The 20,341-nt window shown below is 72.7% G+C and carries 18 protein-coding genes and 1 riboswitch; of the genes, 15 read left to right on the forward strand and 3 right to left on the reverse strand.

Translation table 11 applies throughout. From position 1 onward, the window contains the following. The first annotated feature begins 60 nt into the window (after positions 1-60). The 9 genes from M6G08_RS12395 (at position 61) to M6G08_RS12435 (ending at position 11,744) form a co-directional block, all read left to right on the forward strand. The gene (locus tag M6G08_RS12395; protein WP_219182775.1) at positions 61-1,050 is read left to right on the forward strand and encodes a malate dehydrogenase; all 990 of its coding nucleotides are present in this window, start codon (positions 61-63) and stop codon (positions 1,048-1,050) included. 174 nt (positions 1,051-1,224) lie between these two features. Then, a complete protein-coding gene (locus M6G08_RS12400) occupies positions 1,225-2,985 on the forward strand; it encodes an AbeC-like domain-containing protein (protein ID WP_272587194.1) in 1,761 nt (586 codons plus the stop codon). Further along, positions 2,972-3,325, forward strand: coding sequence for a hypothetical protein (locus M6G08_RS12405; RefSeq protein ID WP_272587195.1), 354 nt, complete (start codon positions 2,972-2,974; stop codon positions 3,323-3,325). Before M6G08_RS12400 ends, M6G08_RS12405 begins: the two co-directional genes overlap by 14 nt. Positions 3,326-3,329: 4 nt before the next feature. Further along, on the forward strand, positions 3,330-4,403 hold the full coding sequence (locus M6G08_RS12410) for a serine/threonine kinase C-terminal domain-containing protein (RefSeq protein ID WP_272587196.1): 1,074 nt from the start codon (positions 3,330-3,332) through the stop codon (positions 4,401-4,403). Positions 4,404-4,580: 177 nt separating this feature from the next. Further along, a complete protein-coding gene (locus M6G08_RS12415) occupies positions 4,581-6,101 on the forward strand; it encodes an aldehyde dehydrogenase family protein (protein WP_272587197.1) in 1,521 nt (506 codons plus the stop codon). A 55-nt stretch (positions 6,102-6,156) separates the two neighbouring features. Further along, positions 6,157-7,689, forward strand: coding sequence for a GMC family oxidoreductase (locus M6G08_RS12420; protein WP_272587198.1), 1,533 nt, complete (start codon positions 6,157-6,159; stop codon positions 7,687-7,689). Next, complete coding sequence (locus M6G08_RS12425) at positions 7,686-8,834, forward strand: quaternary amine ABC transporter ATP-binding protein (protein ID WP_272587199.1); 1,149 nt, start codon at positions 7,686-7,688, stop codon at positions 8,832-8,834. Before M6G08_RS12420 ends, M6G08_RS12425 begins: the two co-directional genes overlap by 4 nt. Continuing rightward, positions 8,834-10,780 (forward strand): ABC transporter permease, encoded by a 1,947-nt coding sequence (locus M6G08_RS12430; RefSeq protein WP_272587200.1) that lies wholly within the window; start codon positions 8,834-8,836, stop codon positions 10,778-10,780. The genes M6G08_RS12425 and M6G08_RS12430 overlap by 1 nt, the downstream gene beginning before the upstream one ends. 1 nt (position 10,781) lies before the next feature. After that, on the forward strand, positions 10,782-11,744 hold the full coding sequence (locus M6G08_RS12435; protein WP_272587201.1) for an ABC transporter substrate-binding protein: 963 nt from the start codon (positions 10,782-10,784) through the stop codon (positions 11,742-11,744). A 3-nt stretch (positions 11,745-11,747) separates the two neighbouring features. On the opposite strand, the gene M6G08_RS12440 is transcribed toward M6G08_RS12435, so the two are convergent. Both M6G08_RS12440 and M6G08_RS12445 read right to left on the reverse strand, forming a co-directional pair. Continuing rightward, the gene (locus M6G08_RS12440; RefSeq protein WP_272591322.1) at positions 11,748-12,476 is read right to left on the reverse strand and encodes an isocitrate lyase/PEP mutase family protein; all 729 of its coding nucleotides are present in this window, start codon (positions 12,474-12,476) and stop codon (positions 11,748-11,750) included. A gap of 23 nt (positions 12,477-12,499) precedes the next feature. Next, positions 12,500-13,009: a carboxymuconolactone decarboxylase family protein gene (locus tag M6G08_RS12445; RefSeq protein ID WP_272587202.1), complete on the reverse strand. Its 510-nt coding sequence runs from the start codon at positions 13,007-13,009 to the stop codon at positions 12,500-12,502. 47 nt (positions 13,010-13,056) lie between these two features. Here M6G08_RS12445 and pdxR point away from each other — a divergent pair, with 47 nt between their 5' ends. The 6 genes from pdxR (at position 13,057) to M6G08_RS12475 (ending at position 19,574) form a co-directional block, all read left to right on the forward strand. Continuing rightward, positions 13,057-14,487, forward strand: a complete 1,431-nt coding sequence (gene pdxR / locus M6G08_RS12450; protein WP_272587205.1) for a MocR-like pyridoxine biosynthesis transcription factor PdxR — start codon at positions 13,057-13,059, stop codon at positions 14,485-14,487. Between the two features lie 75 nt (positions 14,488-14,562). Next, positions 14,563-14,922 (forward strand): hypothetical protein, encoded by a 360-nt coding sequence (locus tag M6G08_RS12455; protein ID WP_272587206.1) that lies wholly within the window; start codon positions 14,563-14,565, stop codon positions 14,920-14,922. 9 nt (positions 14,923-14,931) lie between these two features. After that, the gene (locus tag M6G08_RS12460) at positions 14,932-16,116 is read left to right on the forward strand and encodes a glutathionylspermidine synthase family protein (protein WP_272587208.1); all 1,185 of its coding nucleotides are present in this window, start codon (positions 14,932-14,934) and stop codon (positions 16,114-16,116) included. A gap of 65 nt (positions 16,117-16,181) precedes the next feature. Continuing rightward, a riboswitch (ZMP/ZTP riboswitch) is annotated at positions 16,182-16,268 on the forward strand. 29 nt (positions 16,269-16,297) lie between these two features. Continuing rightward, positions 16,298-17,743, forward strand: a complete 1,446-nt coding sequence (locus tag M6G08_RS12465; protein ID WP_272587210.1) for a glycine hydroxymethyltransferase — start codon at positions 16,298-16,300, stop codon at positions 17,741-17,743. Positions 17,744-17,795: 52 nt separating this feature from the next. Beyond that, positions 17,796-18,809: a tryptophan--tRNA ligase gene (trpS, locus tag M6G08_RS12470; protein ID WP_272587212.1), complete on the forward strand. Its 1,014-nt coding sequence runs from the start codon at positions 17,796-17,798 to the stop codon at positions 18,807-18,809. A 186-nt stretch (positions 18,810-18,995) separates the two neighbouring features. Then, a complete protein-coding gene (locus M6G08_RS12475) occupies positions 18,996-19,574 on the forward strand; it encodes a 2'-5' RNA ligase family protein (RefSeq protein WP_272587213.1) in 579 nt (192 codons plus the stop codon). A gap of 6 nt (positions 19,575-19,580) precedes the next feature. On the opposite strand, the gene dprE2 is transcribed toward M6G08_RS12475, so the two are convergent. Continuing rightward, positions 19,581-20,336, reverse strand: a complete 756-nt coding sequence (gene dprE2 / locus M6G08_RS12480) for a decaprenylphospho-beta-D-erythro-pentofuranosid-2-ulose 2-reductase (RefSeq protein WP_272587215.1) — start codon at positions 20,334-20,336, stop codon at positions 19,581-19,583. Positions 20,337-20,341 lie beyond the last annotated feature (5 nt).

Raw genomic sequence — 20,341 nt, forward strand, 5'->3', positions numbered from 1 at the left:
AGATCGATCAAACGCCCGGGGCCGGGACGCCCCACCGCCAGCTGTCATACGGAGAACGCCATGACTCGCACTCCCGTGAACGTCACCGTCACCGGCGCGGCCGGCCAGATCGGTTACGCCCTGCTCTTCCGCATCGCCTCCGGCCAGCTGCTCGGCGCGGACGTGCCGGTCAAGCTGCGCCTCCTGGAGATCACCCCGGCGCTCAACGCCGCCGCGGGCACCGCGATGGAGCTGGACGACTGCGCGTTCCCGCTGCTCCAGGGCATCGAGATCACCGACGACCCGAACGTCGCCTTCGACGGCGCCAACGTCGCCCTCCTCGTCGGCGCCCGCCCCCGCACCAAGGGCATGGAGCGCGGTGACCTCCTGGAGGCCAACGGAGGCATCTTCAAGCCGCAGGGCAAGGCCATCAACGACCACGCCGCGGACGACATCAAGGTCCTCGTCGTCGGCAACCCGGCCAACACCAACGCCCTGATCGCCCAGGCCGCCGCCCCGGACGTACCGGCCGAGCGCTTCACCGCGATGACCCGCCTGGACCACAACCGCGCGCTGACCCAGCTCGCGAAGAAGACGGGCTCGTCGGTCACCGACATCAAGCGCCTGACCATCTGGGGCAACCACTCCGCCACCCAGTACCCGGACATCTTCAACGCCACGATCGCCGGCAAGAACGCCGCCGAGACCGTGAACGACGAGAAGTGGCTGGCCGACGACTTCATCCCGACCGTCGCCAAGCGCGGCGCCGCCATCATCGAGGCCCGCGGCGCCTCGTCGGCCGCCTCCGCCGCCAACGCCGCCATCGACCACGTCCACACCTGGGTCAACGGCACCGCCGACGGCGACTGGGCCTCCATGGGCATCCCGTCGGACGGCTCCTACGGCGTCCCCGAGGGCCTGATCTCCTCCTTCCCGGTCACCTGCAAGGACGGCAAGTACGAGATCGTCCAGGGCCTGGAGATCAACGACTTCTCCCGCGCCCGCATCGACGCCTCCGTCAAGGAGCTGTCGGAGGAGCGCGAGGCGGTCCGCGCCCTCGGCCTCATCTGAGCCACGCACGGCACAGCACCGGTCCCCGGCTCCGCCCTCGCGGAACCGGGGACCGGGCTGTTTCGGCCAGCACGCGGTCGGCGTTCCGGACCCGCCGGCTCCACCGCTCCCCTATGCTGATGCCCCGTCAAGTCATCCGTCACCGACGGACTTCACGCGCATCGGGGGATCGGCGTGAGCACCGCCTACGTGCCGCAGCAACCACCGCAGAACAACCCGGGGACTCCGTCGGAGCCCCCGCCCGCCCCGCCGTACGCCAGCGAAGCCACCCGGCTGCTGTGCGCGGGCACCTACCTGGACCCCGGTTACCGGGACCGGGTCATCGACGAGCTGTACCTCGACGAGCAGCGGATCGTGGCGCCGTCGCTCGGCTTCGACGCGGCCCGGGTCCTCGCGCACGCCCTGCGCGCCCGACGGCAGGAGCTGCTGTGGTCCGCGGCGGTCGTCGGGCTGTGGGTGGTGGGGCTGCCGCTCAGCGGCTGGCTGCTCGCCGTGGCCCTGTGGCCCAGCGTGCTGCTCGCCGTGGCCCCCTGGATCAGGGGCCGCGCCGAACGGCCGCCGCTGTACCGGCTGCTCCTGGCCTTCGTGGCCCGCTGGTGGGGGCGCCTGCAGTTCGCCTTCTTCCTGTTCTTCCTGGTCGCCTTCGCGTTCGGTGGCGGCTCGGACAACGACTCCTCGTTCGGATCGCCGGACGGCTACTACGGCTCCGACAGCTTCGACTGGCAGGACGTCACCGACCTGGTCCCGTCCGGGGGGCAGGGCGGCGGCCTGGTCGAGGTGTGGCAGGCCTGGTTCGGGATCGCCGTCCTGGTGCTCATCGGGATGTGTGTGGCCGGGCAGCGCAGCCAGCTCGCCCGCGCGCTCGCCGCCGAACTCTCCCCGGAACGCTTCCCGGACGCCGCCGGCGACCCGGCGGAGAAGGCAGAAGGCGCACGGTTTCAGCGGCTGATGCGGCGCATCCGGCTGGAACAGCACGCGCCGCTGGTCATGTACAACGAGAGGCATCCGTTCTGCGGAGCGGGAGCGGCGTACGACACCTGGGTCCTGGCCGTGGAACTCAGGCCGGACGACGAGAAGCGGCAGCAGCCGCTCAGCAACCGGGCGATCCTGGACCGCGTCCGGCCCCTGATCGAGCAGCTGCGCCTGCCCTCGGAGTACGCGGGCGCCGGAGTACGCGACCGGCTGCGCCGGCTGGAGATCGACGAGTGCGTGTTCCTCCCGGTGGAGGGACTGCTGAACCGCGAGCACGCCCCGTACGGCTGGGAGATGTTCGAGCAGCACCGGGCGAGTGCCGTGGAGGAGGGCGCCGAGAAGCGGCGGCACTTCCTGCGGATCCGGGTCGGCGGCTGGGAGGAGGAGCTGGTCGTCACCGTCTTCGTGCGCCTGCACACCCAGGGCCGCATGCTCATGCTGGAGATCGCGCCGCACGTGCTGACCCCGGTGCGCGGCGACTTCAAGGACGCCGACCGGGCCTCCCACCGCTTCCGCAACAACAACGTGCTGGGCAAGGCGGCCGGGGCGGCCGTCCTGGTGCCCGGCTCCGTGGGCCGCTCCCTGGTCACGCTCGGCCGGGGCCTGGTGTACGGGTGGCGGCTGCTGACCGGCGGGCACACGGGTGCGCTGCCCGCGGGCCCCGCCGTGTCCGTGCGGGAGCTGGCCGCGGAGCCCGCCGGGTCCACCTTCCAGGAGATGGACGTCAGCCGCTACCTCAGGAGCATCCAGGACCGGGTGGGGCACGGCGTGCGGCTGGCCCTGGGCGACGCCGGCTACGAGACCGGCGAGTTCGTGCAGAAGATCGTGAACCTCAGCAACGGCAGCACCTACATCGGCAACGCCGAAGGGGCGACCTTCGCCGTCGGCGACAAGTCCCACGTCTCGTCCAAGTCCGGCGGCCCCGCGCCGCAGAAGGGATCCGGCAGCAATGACGCAAAATGAGCCGAACGTCCACATCGGCAACGCTCAGGGAGCCACGTTCGCCGTGGGCGACAACGCGAACGTGACCAGTCACTACGGCGCCACGGCCGCCCGCGACCAGGCCGCCGAGGAACTGCTGAGAGCCGTGCGCGAGCTGCGCGCCGACCTGGCGCGGATCCAGCGCACCGAGCAGACCGACCAGGTCGACACCGCCCTCGCGGACACCGAAGAGGAGATCACCCGTACCGGCGCGGTCCCCGAGGGACGCCTTGCGCGCCTGCGGGCGCTCCTCGAGGACTCGCAGACCGTCCTGTCGCTGTTCGCGTCCTTCGGGACGGTGGCCGGGCTGCTGGGGATGTGAACCGATGAACGGGGGACAGCAGCGGTACTGGAACGAGACGACCCAGCGCTGGGAGGACACGGCGGGCGGCACCGCACCGGTCACCCCGCCGCCACCGCCCCGGCCGGCGGCGACCCCGCCACCGCCCCGGCCGGCGGCGGCTCCCGAGGCGCCGGCCGGTGAGCACGCCGGCCACCCGGCCGGCGCCTCGGCGCCGGTGCCGCCACCCACCCACGGCGCCTGGTCCGCGCCCGAGCCGCCCCGCACCGGCGCCTGGTCCGCGTCCGAGCCGCCCCGCACCGGCGCCTGGCCGCAGCCCGGTCACCCGCCGGTGCCGCCTCCCGCCCGCACCGGCAGGCCCAGCCGCCGGCTCGTGTGGTCCGTGCTGGGCGGGGCCGGCGCGGCCGGTGCCGTGGCGGCCCTCGTGCTGACGCTGGTGGTCCCGGGGGACGACGGCACGGACGACCGCGGCGGCCACGCGGCGGGCCCGGCGGGCACGTCAGCCTCCGCCGGCCACTCGACCCCCGAGCCCTCGGCGCTGCGGACCGATGAGCCGGAGGCGTCCGCCGAGGCGCCCGCGACACCGTCCGCCACGGCCCCCGGGCTGCCCGCCGACTACGAGCTGCACGCCGACCCGGAGGGCTTCACCGTCGCCCGGCCCGTGGGCTGGGTGCGCGAGACGGTGCCCTCGAAGTACGGCATCGACGTGGTCAACTACCGCAGCTCGGACGGTGAGCGGCGGCTGCAGGTGTACCAGGTGGAGGAAGCCTCGCCAGAGGCGTCGTTCGAGCTGTTCCTCTCCGACGGCACCCCCAAGGCCGAGGGTTTCCGGAAGATCTCCCTGGAGACCCTGGACGACGGCGACTTCACCGGCTCCCGGCTGGAGTACCTCGTCGATTCCGTCAGGGGCGAGCCCGACGTCGGCACCTGGCACGTCGTGGACGAGCGCTTCGTGGCCGCCGACGGCGAGGTGTACGCGATCGCCGCCTACGGAGCCGACGCGGACGGCCGCGAGGACGAGCGGGAGCTGCTGCGCACGGCCCTCGGCCACTTCTGTCCGCCGCACACGGCCTGCGGCACCGGCACGGACTCCCTGTGACCACCCCCGCACACAGGGGGTGATTCGCGCCCCTTCGTCCCTTTGTTCCGTGACTCGTCGCACTTCCGTCCCCGGAACCGCATGCATCCGGGCGCCAAGGGCATGAGCACCCGGTCCCGTGGATGACACCTGCGTGACTCACGGGCACGGAACAGGGAACGAAAGGCAATGACGATCATGGCGGACAGTACGGAACTGCGGGCGCGTGGCACCATCCACGCCGGGGGCGAGTGGCGGGCGGCCGTCTCGGGGGGAACGCGCGAGATCCTCGACCCCGCGGACGCCCGGCCCTTCGCCGTGGTCGCGGAGGGCGACGAGAAGGACACCGACCTCGCGGTGGCCGCCGCCCGGCGCGCCTTCGACGCGGGCGAGTGGCCGCACACCCCGGTCGCCGAACGCGCCGCCCTGCTGCGCCGCGTCGCCGACCTCCTCGTGCGCGACCGCGAGAAGCTCGGCCTGCTGGAGAGCCGCGACGCGGGCAAGACCGTCGAGGAGGGCCGGGTCGACATCGACTGCGTCGCCGACGCCTTCCGCTACTTCGCGGACCTCGTCGCCGGTGAGGCGCCCGGCCGGGTCGTCGACGCGGGCTCGCCCGACATCCACAGCGTCGTCGTGCACGAGCCGGTCGGCGTGTGCGCGATGATCACCCCCTGGAACTACCCCCTCCTCCAGGCCAGCTGGAAGATCGCCCCCGCCCTCGCCGCCGGCAACACCTTCGTGATCAAGCCCAGCGAGATCACGCCCATGACCACGATCGCCCTGATCGACCTGCTGGCCGAGGCCGGCCTCCCCACCGGCGTCGCGAACATCGTCACCGGCCCTGGCCACACCGTCGGCGCCCGGCTCGCCGAGCACCCCGACGTCGACCTGGTCTCCTTCACCGGCGGCCTGGTCAGCGGCACCAAGGTCGCCCAGGCCGCCGCCGTCACCGTCAAGAAGGTCGCACTCGAACTCGGCGGCAAGAACCCCAACGTCGTCTTCGCCGACGCCTGCGAAACCGAAGAGGGCTTCGACACCGCCGTCGACCAGGCCCTCAACGCCGCCTTCATCCACAGCGGCCAGGTCTGCTCCGCCGGCGGGCGCCTGATCATCGAGGAGTCGGTCCGCGAGCGCTTCGTCGCCGAACTCGCCCGCCGCGCCGCCAGGATCCGCCTCGGCCGCGGCACCGAGGACGGCATCGAGTGCGGCCCGCTCGTCTCCGAGCAGCAGCGCGCCAAGACCGAGGACTACGTCGCCTCCGCGCTCGCCGAGGGTGCGGTGCTGCGCTGCGGCGGCAAGCGTCCCGAGCCGTCCCCCCAGCGGCCGGAGACGGGCTACTTCTACGAGCCGACCGTCCTCGACCAGTGCCACCGCGAGATGCGGGTCGTGCGGGAGGAGGTCTTCGGGCCGGTCCTCACCGTCGAGACCTTCCGCACCGAGGACGAGGCCGTCGCCCTCGCCAACGACACCGAGTACGGTCTCGCGGGCGCCGTGTGGACCGCCGACGCGGGCCGCGCCCGCCGGGTCGCCGGCCGGCTGCGCCACGGCACCGTCTGGATCAACGACTTCCACCCCTACCTGCCGCAGGCGGAGTGGGGCGGCTTCGGCAAGAGCGGCGTCGGCCGCGAACTCGGCCCCGCGGGCCTTGCCGAGTACCGCGAGAGCAAGCACGTTTACCAGAACCTCGCACCGCGGCCCGTCCGCTGGTTCACCGGCTGACACTCCCGTTTCCGTACGCCCCCGAAACATCCGCTCGCCCCACTGGAGTACCCCCATGTCCGAGACCACACACGAATACGACTACGTCGTCATCGGCGGCGGCACGGCAGGCTCCGTCATCGCCTCCCGCCTCACCGAGAACCCGGACGTCACCGTCGCCGTCATCGAGGGCGGCCCCAGTGACGTCGGCCGCGACGACGTGCTGACCCTGCGCCGTTGGATGGGCCTGCTCGGCGGCGAGCTGGACTACGACTACCCCACCACCGAGCAGCCGCGCGGCAACTCGCACATCCGGCACAGCCGCGCCCGCGTCCTCGGCGGCTGCTCCTCGCACAACACCCTCATCGCCTTCAAGCCGCTGCCGTCCGACTGGGACGAGTGGGAGGCCGCCGGCGCCAAGGGCTGGGGCGCGGTCCAGATGGAGGCGTACTTCGCCCGGCTGAAGAACAACATCGTCCCGGTCGACGAGAAGGACCGGAACGCCATCGCCCGCGACTTCGTCGACTCCGCGCAGAAGACGCTTCAGGTCCCCCGGATCGAGGGCTTCAACAAGAAGCCGTTCAACGACGGCGTCGGCTTCTTCGACCTCGCCTACCACCCCGAGAACAACAAGCGTTCGTCGGCGTCGGTGGCGTACCTCCACCCGGTGATGGACGAGCGCCCCAACCTCACGCTCATGCTGGAGACCTGGGCGTACAAGCTCCAGCTCGACGGCGCCCGCGCCGAGGGCGTCCACGTCCGCACCAAGGACGGCGAGGAGATCCTCGTCAAGGCACGCAACGAGGTCGTCCTGTCCGCCGGCGCCGTCGACTCCCCGCGCCTGCTGATGCACTCGGGCATCGGGCCCAAGGACCAGCTGGAGGCCCTCGGCATACCCGTGGCGCTCGACCTGCCCGGCGTCGGCGAGAACCTGCTCGACCACCCCGAGTCGGTGATCGTGTGGGAGACCAACGGCCCCATCCCGGACAACTCCGCGATGGACTCCGACGCCGGTCTGTTCGTGCGTCGCGACCCCGAACACGCGGGCCCCGACCTGATGTTCCACTTCTACCAGATCCCGTTCACGGACAACCCGGAGCGACTGGGCTACGAGCGCCCCGAGTTCGGCGTCTCCATGACCCCGAACATCCCCAAGCCGAGGTCCCGCGGCCGCCTCTACCTCACCAGCGCCGACCCGTCCGTGAAGCCCGCCCTGGACTTCCGCTACTTCACCGACGAGGACGACTACGACGGCCGCACCCTCGTCGACGGGATCAAGATCGCCCGGGAGATCGCCAAGTCCGAGCCGCTGGCCGGCTGGCTCAAGCGCGAGGTCTGCCCCGGCCCGGACGTCACCGGCGACGAGGAGCTGAGCGAGTACGCCCGCAAGGTCGCCCACACCGTCTACCACCCGGCGGGCACCTGCAGGATGGGCGCCGCCACCGACGAGAGGGCCGTCGTCGACCCCGAGCTGCGCATCCGCGGCCTTCAGGGCATCCGCATCGCCGACGCCTCCGTCTTCCCGACGATGCCCGCCGTGAACCCGATGATCGGCGTCCTCATGGTCGGGGAGCGCGCCGTCGAGCTGATCGGCGGTGACGCCCGATGAGCAAGACCATCGACGACACCGACACCCCCACTGACACCGGCGTGGCCGAGCGTCCCCCGGTCTTCTCCGTGGACGGCCTGTGGAAGGTCTTCGGCCCGAAGGCCGCCAAGATCCCCGCCGACCCCGAACTGACCGCCCTGAGCCCGGCCGAGCTGCGCTCGCGCACCGGCTGCACCGCCGCCGTCGCGGACGTCTCCTTCGACGTGCGCAAGGGCGAGGTCTTCGTCGTCATGGGCCTGTCCGGCTCCGGCAAGTCCACCCTCGTACGCTGCCTGACCCGGCTCATCGAGCCGACGGCCGGGACCATCGCCATCGACGGCGAGGACGTCCGCGCGATGGACAAGTCCCGGCTGCGCGAACTGCGCCGCCACCGCGCCGCGATGGTCTTCCAGCACTTCGGCCTGCTCCCGCACCGCACGGTCCTCGACAACGTCGCCTACGGCCTGGAGGTCCAGGGGATGGGCCGCGCCGAGCGCCGCGAACGGGCCGCCGCCGTCGTCGCCAAGGTCGGCCTGGAGGGCCTGGAGCACCGCCGCCCCGGCCAGCTCTCCGGCGGCCAGCGCCAGCGCGTCGGTCTGGCCCGCGCCCTCGCCGTCGACCCCGAGGTCCTGCTCTTCGACGAGCCGTTCAGCGCGCTCGACCCGCTGATCCGGCGGGACATGCAGGAGGAGGTCGTCCGGCTGCACCGCGAGGAGGGCCGCACGATGGTCTTCATCACCCACGACCTCCAGGAAGCCCTCAAGCTCGGCGACCGCATCGCCCTGATGCGGGACGGCCGCGTGGTGCAGCTCGGCACGCCGGAGGAGATCGTCGGCTCGCCCGCCGACGACTACGTCCGCGAGTTCGTCCGCGACGTGCCGCGCGAGCAGGTGCTGACGGTCCGTACGGCGATGCGTCCGGCGACCTCAGCCGACGAGGCGGGCACGGGCCCGGCGATCCGGCCCGAGGCCACCGTCTCCGAGGCCATCGAGGCCGTCGCCCGCGCCGGTTCGCCCGCCCGCGTCATGGACGACGGCCGCTGCCTGGGCGTGGTCGACGCGACCGCGCTGCTCGGTGTCGTCGCCGGCACGGCCGGACCCGAGGAACGCCCCGAGGAGGCGGCCGTCCTCCCTGAGGAGGCGGAGCTGCCCAAGGAGGCGGTCTGATGGCGACGATCACCGCCCCGGCCCGGAAGCCCGCCCCGCCGGGCATCCTCACCCACCCCGCCGCCCGCAAGCTCCTCACCCTCGCGATCGCCGCCGCGGTCCTCGTCCCCCTCGCCGTCATCCAGTGGGGCGGCACCACCTGGCCGAGCGCCCTCACCGTCGACGTGTCCGAACCCCTCGGCAAGGCCAGCGACTGGATCATCGACAACCGCGACAGCCACCCGCTGTTCCTCTACTTCTTCGGCCACGTCAGCAACGTCGTCGTCATCGCCGTACGCGCCGTGTACCTCGCCCTCCTCGCCGTCGGCTGGGCCGGGGTCACCGCGATCGGCGCCCTGGTCGCATGGCGCGTGGCCGGCGTGAAGCTGGCCGTCGGCACCGCGGCCGCGTTCCTGGCCTGCGGCCTGCTCGGCATGTGGGTGCCGACCATGCAGACCCTCGCGCTCATGGTCGTGGCCGTCCTCGCGTCGGTCGCCGTGGGCGCCCTGCTGGGCCTGGCCGCCGGCCTCTCCGACCGCATGGACCGGGTCCTGCGCCCGGTGCTCGACACCATGCAGGTGCTCCCCGCCTTCGCCTACCTCCTCCCCGTCGTCCTGGTCTTCGGCATCGGCGTCCCCGCCGCCGTCCTGGCCACCGTCGTCTACGCCGCCCCGCCGATGGCCCGCCTCACCGCCCTCGGTCTGCGCGGCGCCGACAAGGAGGTCCTCGAAGCCGTCGAGTCCCTCGGCACCACGAGCCGCCAGCGCCTGCTGACCGCCCGCATTCCGCTGGCCCGCAAGGAACTCCTGCTCGGCGTCAACCAGACGATCATGATGGCGCTCTCCATGGCCGTCATCGCCTCCGTCATCGGCGCCGGCGGCCTCGGCGACCGCGTCTACCAGGCCCTCGCCTCGGTCGACGTCGGCGCGGCCCTCGCGGCCGGCATCCCGATCGTGCTGCTCGCCGTCGTCCTGGACCGCGTGACCGGCGCGGCGGGGGAGCGGCTGGGGGAGGCCGGGAAGTCCCCGCTGACCGGGCTGTACGCCCTGGCCGCCGCGGCGGCCGTCGCGGTCGCCGGGCGTCTCGCCGGGTTCCTGGAGTGGCCCGACGGCTGGGAGCTGAACATCGCCGAGCCCGTCAACCGGGCCGTCGACTGGATGACCGCCCACCTGTACTCCGGCGTCCCCGTCGTCGGCGGCACCGCCGACTGGGCCGCGCACTTCACCAACTGGGTCCTCAATCCGCTGCGGGACGGCCTCCAGTGGCTGCCCTGGTGGTCCGTGCTCCTGATCGTCGCCGCACTGGCCTGGCTGATCGGCACCTGGCGCACCGCGCTCACCGCCGTCCTCGCCATGGCGGCGATCGGCGTGCTCGGTGTGTGGAACCCGTCCCTGGACACGCTCTCGCAGGTTCTCGCGGCCGTCGCCGTCACCCTGGTCATCGGCTTCGCGACCGGTGTCGCCGCCGCCCGCAGCGACCGTGTCGAGCGCGCGCTGCGGCCCGTCCTGGACGTCTTCCAGACGATGCCGCAGTTCGTGTACCTGATCCCGGTCGTCGCCCTCTTCGGGGTCGGCCGGGCGCCCGCCGTGGCCGCCGCGGTCGTCTACGCCCTCCCGGCCGTCGTCCGCATCACCGCCCAGGGCCTGCGCCAGGTGGACCCGGCCGCCATGGAGTCGGCCCGCTCGCTCGGCGCCACCAGCGGCCAGCAGCTCCGCCAGGTCCAGCTCCCGCTGGCCCGCCCGGCCCTGCTGCTCGCCGTCAACCAGGGCGTCATCCTGGTCCTCGCCGTCGTCATCATCGGCGGCCTGGTCGGCGGCGGCGCCCTCGGCTACCAGGTCGTCTTCGGCCTCGCGCAGGGCGACCTGGCGACCGGTCTGGTGGCCGGCGCGGCGATCGTCTGCCTCGGCCTGATGCTCGACCGGGTCACCCAGCCCACCGAACGCCGTACGACGAGGATGGGGGCCTGACATGCGACCGCGTATACGTACGACCTCCGCCGTCGCCGGAGTGGCCGCGCTGACGCTGCTCACCGGCTGCGGCGCCGCCGACATGACCAAGCAGGCGTCCCCGTTCGCGAACGCCCAGGGCGCCAGGACCGTCACCCTGTCCGTGCAGTCCTGGGTCGGCGCCCAGGCCAACGTGGCCGTCGCCCAGTACCTGCTGGAGCACGAGCTCGACTACCGCGTCGACACCGTCCAGGTCGACGAGGTCCCCGCGTGGGACGCGCTCAGCCAGGGCCGGGTCGACGCCATCCTGGAGGACTGGGGCCACCCCGAGCAGGAACAGCGCTACGTCGAGGACAAGAAGACCATCGCCCCCGGCGGCGACCTCGGCGTCACCGGCCACATCGGCTGGTTCGTGCCGACGTACTTCGCGAAGAAGCACCCGGACGTCACGGACTGGAAGAACCTCGACAAGTACGCCGAGCAGATGCGTACCGCGGAGAGCGGCGACAAGGGCCAGTTGATGGACGGCTCCCCGTCCTACGTCACCAACGACAAGGCCCTGGTCAAGAACCTGGACCTGGACTACAAGGTCGTCTTCGCCGGCTCCGAGGCCGCCCAGATCACCCAGATCCAGCAGTTCGCCAAGGAGAAGAAGCCCTTCCTGACCTACTGGTACACCCCCCAGTGGCTGTTCGAGAAGGTCCCGATGACGGAGGTGGAGCTGCCGCCGTACGAGGAGGGCTGCGACGCCGACCCGGCGAAGGTCGACTGCGCCTACCCGGTCACCGAGCTACAGAAGTACCTCAACGCGGACTTCGCGGAGAACGGCGGGGACGCGGCGGAGTTCCTGAAGAACTTCAAGTGGACGACCGAGGACCAGAACCAGGTCTCCCTGATGATCGCCGAGCAGAAGCTGCGGCCCGAGGAGGCCGCGAAGAAGTGGGTGGACAGCCACGAGTCCGTCTGGAAGAAGTGGCTGCCCTGACCCTCACCCCGCCAGTTGTGCCGCGATCTCCCGCAGCGCGCCCTCCGCGCGCCGCTGGAGGCCCGGCCCGAACGTGATCCGGGTGGCCCCGAGTTCGCCGAGCCTCCTCAGCTCGGCGGACGCGGGGCCCGCCCCGGGCCGCCCGCCGACGTTCACCGGCCCCTGGATGCCGGACCGCAGCAGCGGCAGTACGCCGTCGGGGGCGCCGATCGGATACACGCAGTCGGCGCCCGCCGCGACGTACAGCGCGGCCCGTCCGACCGCCGCGTCCGGGTCGTCGACGCCCCTGATGAACGTGTCGATCCGGGCGTTGAGGAAGAGCCGGTCCCCGGCCGCCGCCCGCACCTCGCCCAGCCACTGGGCGTGCTCCCGCGGGTCCTTGAGCACCCCGCCCGTGGAGTCCTCCACGTTGCAGCCCACCGCGCCGGCCTCCAGCAGCCGCTCGACCAGCTCCCTCGGCGCCAGCCCGTACCCGTCCTCGACGTCCGCCGACACGGGCACGTCCACGGACCGCGCGATCCGCGCGACCGCCGCGAACATCTCGTCGGCCGGGGTCGCCCCGTCCTCGTACCCGAGGGACGCCGCCACGCCCGCGCTGGGCGTCGCGAGCGCCGGGAACCCGGCGTCCGCGAAGACGCGGGCGCTCACCGCGTCCCACGGGCCGGGCAGGACGAGGGGGTCACCGGGCGCGCGGCCGTGGTGCAGGGCCCGGAAACGGTCCACCCCGCTCATCGCGTCCGTCGTCGCGGGGCCCGTCATCCGTGCTGCCCCGGCGTGTAGTGGCCCGGCGTCAGCCGGCACGTCACACCGAAGCGGTTCCAGGCGTTGATCACCGTGATCGCGGCGATCAGGTGGGCCAGCTCGCTCTCGTCGAAGAGCTTGGCGGCCCTCTCGTACACGGCGTCGGGGACGAAGCCGTCCGTCAGCACGGTGACCGCCTCGGTCAGCTCGATCGCCGCGATCTCCTTCTCCGTGTAGAAGTGCCGCGACTCCTCCCACGCGGCCAGCTGCACGATCCGCTCCACGCTCTCGCCGGCCGCGAGGGCGTCCTTGGTGTGCATGTCCAGGCAGAAGGCGCAGTGGTTGAGCTGGGAGGCGCGGATCTTCACCAGTTCCTTGAGCTTCGGGTCCAGGCCCCGGCCCGCCGCCTTCTCCAGGCCCAGCATCGCCTTCCAGACCTCGGGCGCGTGCTTGGCCCACTCCAGCCGGGCGGGCTCCTCGGGGGCGAAGGAATCGGTGGCGGTGTTCTCGTTCGTCGTCGTCATGCCGTCGAGACTAGAGGCGAGGCAGCCCACGGGTATGGTCCATTCCCATGGCGAAACCATGGGCCACTTTCGGCGTGGACCTGCACCTCGACCGGTCCGGTCCCGGACTGCGCCGGGGCCTCACCGACGCACTGCGCGAAGCGGTCCGCGGCGGCCGGCTGGCCCCCGGCACCCGGCTGCCCTCCTCCCGCTCCCTCGCCGCCGACCTCGGCGTGGCCCGCAACACCGTCGCCGAGGTCTACGCCGACCTCGTCGCCGAGGGCTGGCTCGCCGCCCGCCAGGGCTCCGGCACCCGCGTCGCCGACCGCACTCCCGCCACCCCCGACCACCACCCCGCTCCCCACCGCCGGGAACCGGCCCGCCCCGCCTACGACCTGATCCCCGGCACCCCCGAACTCGCCTCGTTCCCCCGCACCCAGTGGCTGCGCGCCGCCCGCCGCGCCCTGGCCGCCGCCCCCGACCGCGCCCTCGGCTACGGCGACCCGCGCGGCCACGCCGTCCTGCGCACCGCGCTCGCCGGCTACCTCTCCCGCGCCCGCGGCGTGCACGCCGACCCCGACCGCATCGTGGTCGTCGCCGGTTTCCTCGGCGGCCTCGGCGTCCTCGCCGACCTGCTGCGCCACCGGGGCACCCGCTCCGTGTCGGTCGAGTCCTACGGCCTGCCCCACCACCGCGGCCTGCTCACCCGCGCGGGCCTCGCCACACCGCCGCTGCCCTTCGACGACCGCGGCACCCGGCCGCCCGACGAGGACCCGCCCGACGAGGACCCGGACGGCGCCCCGGACGCGGGCACGGACGCCGCCGGGGCCGTCCTCCTCACCCCCTCCCACCAGTTCCCGATGGGCCTGCCCCTGCTCCCCGAACGCCGCACCGCCCTGATCGACCGCGCCCGCCGCACCGGCGGACTGGTCCTGGAGGACGACTACGACGGCGAGTTCCGCTACGATCGCCAGCCCGTCGGCGCACTCCAGGGCCTCGACCCCGACCGCGTCGTCTACCTCGGCACCGCCAGCAAGTCCCTCGCCCCGGCCCTGCGCCTGGGCTGGCTGGTGCTGCCGCCCGCGCTCGTCGAGGACGCCATGGACGCCATGGCGGGCCGCACCCCCGGCGTCCTGGACCAGCTGACCCTCGCGGAGTTCCTCGCCTCCGGCGACTACGACCGCCACGTCCGCGCCGCCCGCCTGCGCTACCGGCGCCGCCGCGACGCCCTGGTGGCCGCGCTGGCCGAACGCGCCCCCGGCGTCCGCGTCACCGGTATCGCCGCCGGCCTGCACGCCGTGCTCCGGCTGCCGCCCGGCACCGAGCAGCAGACCGTCCGCTCCGCCGCCTGGCACGGACTCGCCGTCCACGGCCTGTCCGCCTTCCGCCACCCCGACGCGGACGTCGCCCCGCTCGACGCCCTCGTCGTCGGCTACGGCACCCCGCCGGACCACGCCTGGGCAGGGGCCCTGGACGCGCTGTGCCGGGCGCTGCCGTAGAGTCCCCCGGCGACGGCCGTACACTCGATCGGTCCAACTGTCGTACTGGAAGCGGACAACGGGGGAGAGACGGACATGGCGGAGACCCGGCGACGGCTGCGGTCGAGCACCGTGGTGCTCGGCGGCATGGGAGTGCTCGCGGCGGCCCTGAGCGCGTGCGGATCGGACCCCGACCGCCGCTGCGTGGACCGCGACAGCTACGACTACATCTACGGCTACAAGGTCGTGGCCGACAAGAACTGCAAGTCCGGCTCCACCGGCGGCTCGTACGGCAAGGGCGGCAAGAAGAAGGGCGCCAAGGGCGTCGACGACGCCGACTGGTACTACGACGCCGACGTCAGCAACGGCTGGGCCGACTACGGCACCTTCAGCCGCGACGAGGCCGTCGACCGCGGCGGCTTCGGCTGCTCCGGCTCGGGCAGCGGCGGAGGCTGAGGCCGGCCCATGGAACGCCGCACCACCGAGCCCCGCCCCGGCTGGCAGCGGACCGTCGAGGAACAGGGCTGCGTCTACCCCCTGACCCGCTACCCCGACGGCACCCTGCGCCCCTACTGGGACGAGAGCGCCTACTACGTCTTCTCCCTGCCGGAGGTCGAGGCGCTGGAGGAGGTCGTCGAGGAACTGCACGGCATGTGCCTGGCGGCGGCCGGGCACATCGTCACCGCCGGCCGCTTCGCCGACCTCGGCATCACCGACCCGCGCGTGGTCCGCGCGGTCACCGAGGCCTGGCACCGCCGCGCCGAACTCCCCTCCGTCTACGCCCGCTTCGACCTGCGCTACGACGGCACGGGGCCCGCCAAGCTCCTGGAGTACAACGCGGACACCCCGACCTCCCTGGTGGAGGCGGCCTCCCCGCAGTGGTTCTGGATGGAGGAGCGCTTCCCCGGCGCCGACCAGTGGAACAGCCTCCACGAGCGCCTGGTCGACGCCTGGAAGAAACAGTCCGCCCTCCTCCCGCCCGGCACCCCGCTGTACTTCGCCAACTCCGAGGCCGACGAGCTGGGCGAGGACCTGATGACGGTCGCCTACCTCAAGGAGACCGCCGAGCAGGCCGGGCTGGCCACCGAGTGGATCTCCATGGAGGAGATCGGCTGGGACCGCCTCTCCGGCCGCTTCGTCGACACCCGGCTGCGCTTCGTCCGCAGCGTCTTCAAGCTCTACCCCTGGGAGTGGCTGACCACCGACCGCTTCGCCGACCACGTCCTGGAGACCCTCGACAACGGCGGCGGCACCGGCACCACCCTGTGGATCGAGCCCGCCTGGAAGATGCTGCTGAGCAACAAGGCACTGCTCGCGATCCTCTGGGAGCTGTACCCGGACCACCCCAACCTCCTCCCCGCCTACCTCGACGGCCCCCGCGACCTCGCCGACACCACCGGCTACGTCGCCAAGCCCCTCCTCGGCCGCGAGGGCGCCGGCGTCACGATCCACCGCCCCGGCACCGGGCCCCACGGGCGCACCGAGCCCTGCTGCTACCAGGAGCTGGCCCCCCTGCCCGACTTCGACGGCAACCGGGTCGTCCTCGGCGCCTGGGTGGTGGAGAACGAGTCGGCGGGTCTCGGCATCCGTGAGTCGTCGGGCCTGGTGACGGACGAGTACGCCCGCTTCCTGCCCCACGTGATCCTCTGAGGGGGAGGGCCTTCGCCCGCATGGTGGACGCCACGGCCCGGCCCTCCGTGGTGCCCGGTAGGCTGCCCGTGGGCCGTGACTGGCGCGCTGGGATGGGACCGACCATCGGGGAGCGGCTCGAACGACGAGTGCCGTGCGCCTGGGCCGACCCGAACGCCGACCACACCGTCCGGAGGTCCTCATGCCCGCAGAGCTCACCCCCGAGTCCACCGCCTACCGCGCCGCGCTCGACGTCATCCGCTCCGTCGAACCCCGCGTCGCCGACGCGATCGGCCAGGAGGTCGCCGACCAGCGCGAGATGCTCAAGCTGATCGCCTCCGAGAACTACGCCTCCCCGGCCACGCTGCTGACCATGGGCAACTGGTTCAGCGACAAGTACGCCGAGGGCACCGTCGGCCGCCGCTTCTACGCCGGCTGCCGCAACGTCGACACCGTCGAGTCCCTGGCCGCCGAGCACGCCCGCGAGCTCTTCGGCGCCCGCCACGCCTACGTCCAGCCGCACTCCGGCATCGACGCCAACCTGGTCGCCTTCTGGGCCGTGCTCGCCGACCGCGTCGAGGCGCCCTTCCTCCAGAAGACCGGCGTCCGCCAGATCAACGACCTGACCGAGGCCGACTGGGCCGAGCTGCGGCAGGCCTTCGGCAACCAGCGGATGCTCGGCATGTCCCTGGACGCCGGCGGCCACCTCACCCACGGCTTCCGCCCGAACATCTCCGGCAAGATGTTCGACCAGCGCTCCTACGGCACCGACCCCGCCACCGGCCTCATCGACTACGAGGCCCTGCGCGCCCAGGCCCGCGAGTTCAAGCCGCTGATCATCGTCGCCGGCTACTCCGCGTACCCGCGCCTGGTGAACTTCCGGATCATGCGGGAGATCGCCGACGAGGTCGGCGCGACCCTCATGGTCGACATGGCGCACTTCGCGGGCCTCGTCGCGGGCAAGGTCCTCACCGGCGACTTCGACCCGGTCCCGCACGCCCAGATCGTGACGACCACCACCCACAAGTCCCTGCGCGGCCCGCGCGGCGGCATGGTGCTGTGCGACGACTCCCTCAAGGACCAGGTCGACCGCGGCTGCCCGATGGTCCTCGGCGGCCCGCTCCCGCACGTCATGGCGGCCAAGGCCGTCGCCCTCGCCGAGGCGCGGCAGCCCGCCTTCCAGGACTACGCACAGCGCATCGTCGACAACGCCCGCGCGCTGGCCGAGGGCCTGATGAAGCGCGGCGCCACCCTGGTCACCGGCGGCACGGACAACCACCTGAACCTGATCGACGTGGCGTCCTCCTACGGCCTCACCGGCCGCCAGGCCGAGGCCGCCCTCCTCGACTCCGGCATCGTCACCAACCGCAACGCCATCCCCGCCGACCCGAACGGCGCCTGGTACACCTCCGGCATCCGCGTCGGCACCCCGGCGCTCACCACGCGCGGCCTGGGCACGGCGGAGATGGACGAGGTGGCGGGCCTGATCGACCGCGTCCTGACGGCCACGGAGCCGGGCACCACGAAGTCGGGCGCCCCCTCGAAGGCATCCCACGTCCTGGACGCCAAGACCGCCGACGAGATCTCCCGCCGGGCGACGGACCTGGTGGCGGGCTTCCCGCTGTACCCGGAGATCGACCTCGGCTGACGACCGCCGACCGGGGAACGAGCCGCCGGTGGGACCTGAGAGAATGACGGACATGGCGAATGACCGACCCCGCGTGCTCTCCGGTATCCAGCCCACCGCCGGCTCGTTCCACCTCGGCAACTACCTCGGCGCCGTGCGCCAGTGGGTGGCGCTCCAGGAGACCCACGACGCGTTCTACATGGTCGTGGACCTGCACGCGATCACGGTCCCGCAGGACCCAAAGGAGCTGCGCGCCAACACCCGCCTGGCCGCCGCCCAGCTGCTGGCCGCCGGTCTCGAGCCGGACCGCTGCACGCTCTTCGTCCAGAGCCACGTCCCCGAGCACGCGCAGCTCGCCTGGGTCATGAACTGCCTCACCGGCTTCGGCGAGGCGTCCCGCATGACCCAGTTCAAGGACAAGTCCGCCAAGCAGGGCGCCGACCGCGCCTCCGTCGGCCTGTTCACGTACCCGGTCCTCCAGGTCGCGGACATCCTCCTCTACCAGGCGGGCGAGGTCCCCGTGGGCGAGGACCAGCGCCAGCACATCGAGCTGACCCGCGACCTGGCCGAGCGCTTCAACGGCCGCTTCGGCGACACCTTCACCGTCCCCTCCGCCTACATCCTCAAGGAGACGGCGAAGATCTACGACCTCCAGGACCCGACGGTCAAGATGAGCAAGTCGGCGTCCACGCCGAAGGGCCTCATCAACCTCCTGGACGAGCCCAAGGCCACCGCCAAGAAGGTCAAGAGCGCGGTCACCGACACCGACACCGTGATCCGCTTCGACCGGGAGAACAAGCCGGGCGTCAGCAACCTCCTCTCCATCTACTCGGTGCTCACCGGAGCCGACGTCACCGAGCTGGAGGAGAAGTACGCGGGCAAGGGCTACGGCGCCCTCAAGACCGATGTGGCCGACGTCATGGTCGAGTTCGTGACCCCCTTCCGGGACCGCACCCGGCAGTACCTGGACGACCCGGAGACCCTGGACGCGATCCTCGCCAAGGGCGCGGAGAAGGCCCGTGCCGTCGCCGCCGAGACCCTCTCCCGGGCGTACGACATGGTGGGCTTCCTCCCCGCCAAGCACTGAGCGCCGCACCACCCCCGGTGCTGCTCACGGCACCCGCCGCCGCGCCCGTGCGCCCCGGCACGCCGCCGTAGCGCTGCACATCACTCCGGTTGCGCCTGCCCCGGGCACGGCCTGGGCCGTACAGTCGATAACCGGGTGTCCGACTCGGCGGCACCCACCGAGTGACACGTAACGACAGGAGACGACGTGGGGACCGTAACGATCGGCGTGTCGATCGCGGTCCCGGAGCCACACGGCAGCAAGCTCCAGCAGCTGCGCGCGGGCTTCGGCGACGCCGCCGCTCACGGCATCCCCACGCACGTCACCCTGCTGCCGCCGACCGAGGTAGACGGCGGCGCGCTGCCCGCGATCGAGGCGCACCTGGCGGAGGTGGCGGCGCGCGGCCGCCCCTTCCCGATGCGCCTGTCCGGCACCGGCACCTTCCGCCCGCTCTCGCCCGTGGTCTACGTCCAGGTGGTCGAGGGCGGCGCCGCCTGCTCCTGGCTGCAGAAGCGGATCCGTGACGCCTCCGGCCCGGTCCCCCGCGAACTGCAGTTCCCGTACCACCCGCACGTCACCGTGGCGCACGGCATCGACGAGGCGGCCATGGACCGCGCCTACGAGGAGCTGTCCGACTACGAGGCCCAGTGGCCCTGCACCGGCTTCGCGCTGTACGAGCAGGGCGCCGACGGGGTGTGGCGCAAGCTGCGGGAGTTCCCGTTCGGCAGCGCCACCGTGCCCCCGCAGACGGGCCGCGTCGAACGCGACTCCCTGCCCACCCGCTAGCGGCCCTCACACCGGCAGTCGCCGGAACACTCCCCGCGGCAGGTGCCGCAGCGCCGACATCACCACGCGCAGCGCACCCGGCACCCACACCGTCTCCGAGCGCCGCCGCAGCCCCAGCTCGATCGCCGTGGCGACCGCCTCCGGGGTCGTCGCGAGCGGCGCCTCCTCCAGCCCCTCGGTCATCCGCGACCGCACGAACCCGGGGCGCACGACCATGACGTGGACGCCGGTGCCGTGCAGCGCGTCCCCGAGGCCCTGCGCGAAGGCGTCCAGACCGGCCTTGCTGGAGCCGTAGATGAAGTTGGCGCGGCGGGCCCGCTCGCCGGCCACGGAGGAGAGCACCACCAGAGAGCCGTGGCCCTGGGCCTGGAGCGCGCGGGCGCTGATCAGGCAGGCCGAGACCGCTCCGGTGTAGTTGGTCTGCGCCACCCGCACCGCGTTCAGCGGTTCCCGCTCGTCGTGCGCCTGGTCGCCCAGGACGCCGAAGGCGAGCAGCACCATGTCGATGTCGCCCTCGGCGAAGACCTTGCCGAGCGCCGCCTCGTGGGACTCGGGGTCGAGCGCGTCGAAGGCGACGGTGCGGACCTCGGCGCCGAGGTCGCGCAGCTGCTCCGCCGACCGGTCCAGGGTGGAGGAGGGGCGGCCGGCCAGCCAGACGGTGCGGGTACGGCGGGCGACGAGACGGCGCGCGGTGGCGAGCGCGATCTCGGACGTACCGCCGAGGACGAGGAGGGACTGGGGGATGCCGAAGGCGTCCTTCACTACAG

The sequence above is a fragment of the Streptomyces sp. M92 genome (assembly GCF_028473745.1).
Classification (GTDB): domain Bacteria; phylum Actinomycetota; class Actinomycetes; order Streptomycetales; family Streptomycetaceae; genus Streptomyces.

Excerpts from the sequence above, each read along its gene's own strand:
- M6G08_RS12395 (WP_219182775.1), top strand. The coding sequence starts at position 61 with ATGACTCGCACTCCCGTGAACGTCACCGTCACCGGCGCGGCCGGCCAG.
- M6G08_RS12405 (WP_272587195.1), top strand. The coding sequence starts at position 2,972 with ATGACGCAAAATGAGCCGAACGTCCACATCGGCAACGCTCAGGGAGCC.
- M6G08_RS12410 (WP_272587196.1), top strand. The coding sequence starts at position 3,330 with ATGAACGGGGGACAGCAGCGGTACTGGAACGAGACGACCCAGCGCTGG.
- M6G08_RS12415 (WP_272587197.1), top strand. The coding sequence starts at position 4,581 with ATGGCGGACAGTACGGAACTGCGGGCGCGTGGCACCATCCACGCCGGG.
- M6G08_RS12420 (WP_272587198.1), top strand. The coding sequence starts at position 6,157 with ATGTCCGAGACCACACACGAATACGACTACGTCGTCATCGGCGGCGGC.
- M6G08_RS12425 (WP_272587199.1), top strand. The coding sequence starts at position 7,686 with ATGAGCAAGACCATCGACGACACCGACACCCCCACTGACACCGGCGTG.
- M6G08_RS12430 (WP_272587200.1), top strand. The coding sequence starts at position 8,834 with ATGGCGACGATCACCGCCCCGGCCCGGAAGCCCGCCCCGCCGGGCATC.
- M6G08_RS12435 (WP_272587201.1), top strand. The coding sequence starts at position 10,782 with ATGCGACCGCGTATACGTACGACCTCCGCCGTCGCCGGAGTGGCCGCG.
- M6G08_RS12440 (WP_272591322.1), bottom strand. The coding sequence starts at position 12,476 with ATGAGCGGGGTGGACCGTTTCCGGGCCCTGCACCACGGCCGCGCGCCC.
- M6G08_RS12445 (WP_272587202.1), bottom strand. The coding sequence starts at position 13,009 with ATGACGACGACGAACGAGAACACCGCCACCGATTCCTTCGCCCCCGAG.
- pdxR (WP_272587205.1), top strand. The coding sequence starts at position 13,057 with ATGGCGAAACCATGGGCCACTTTCGGCGTGGACCTGCACCTCGACCGG.
- M6G08_RS12455 (WP_272587206.1), top strand. The coding sequence starts at position 14,563 with ATGGCGGAGACCCGGCGACGGCTGCGGTCGAGCACCGTGGTGCTCGGC.
- M6G08_RS12460 (WP_272587208.1), top strand. The coding sequence starts at position 14,932 with ATGGAACGCCGCACCACCGAGCCCCGCCCCGGCTGGCAGCGGACCGTC.
- M6G08_RS12465 (WP_272587210.1), top strand. The coding sequence starts at position 16,298 with ATGCCCGCAGAGCTCACCCCCGAGTCCACCGCCTACCGCGCCGCGCTC.
- trpS (WP_272587212.1), top strand. The coding sequence starts at position 17,796 with ATGGCGAATGACCGACCCCGCGTGCTCTCCGGTATCCAGCCCACCGCC.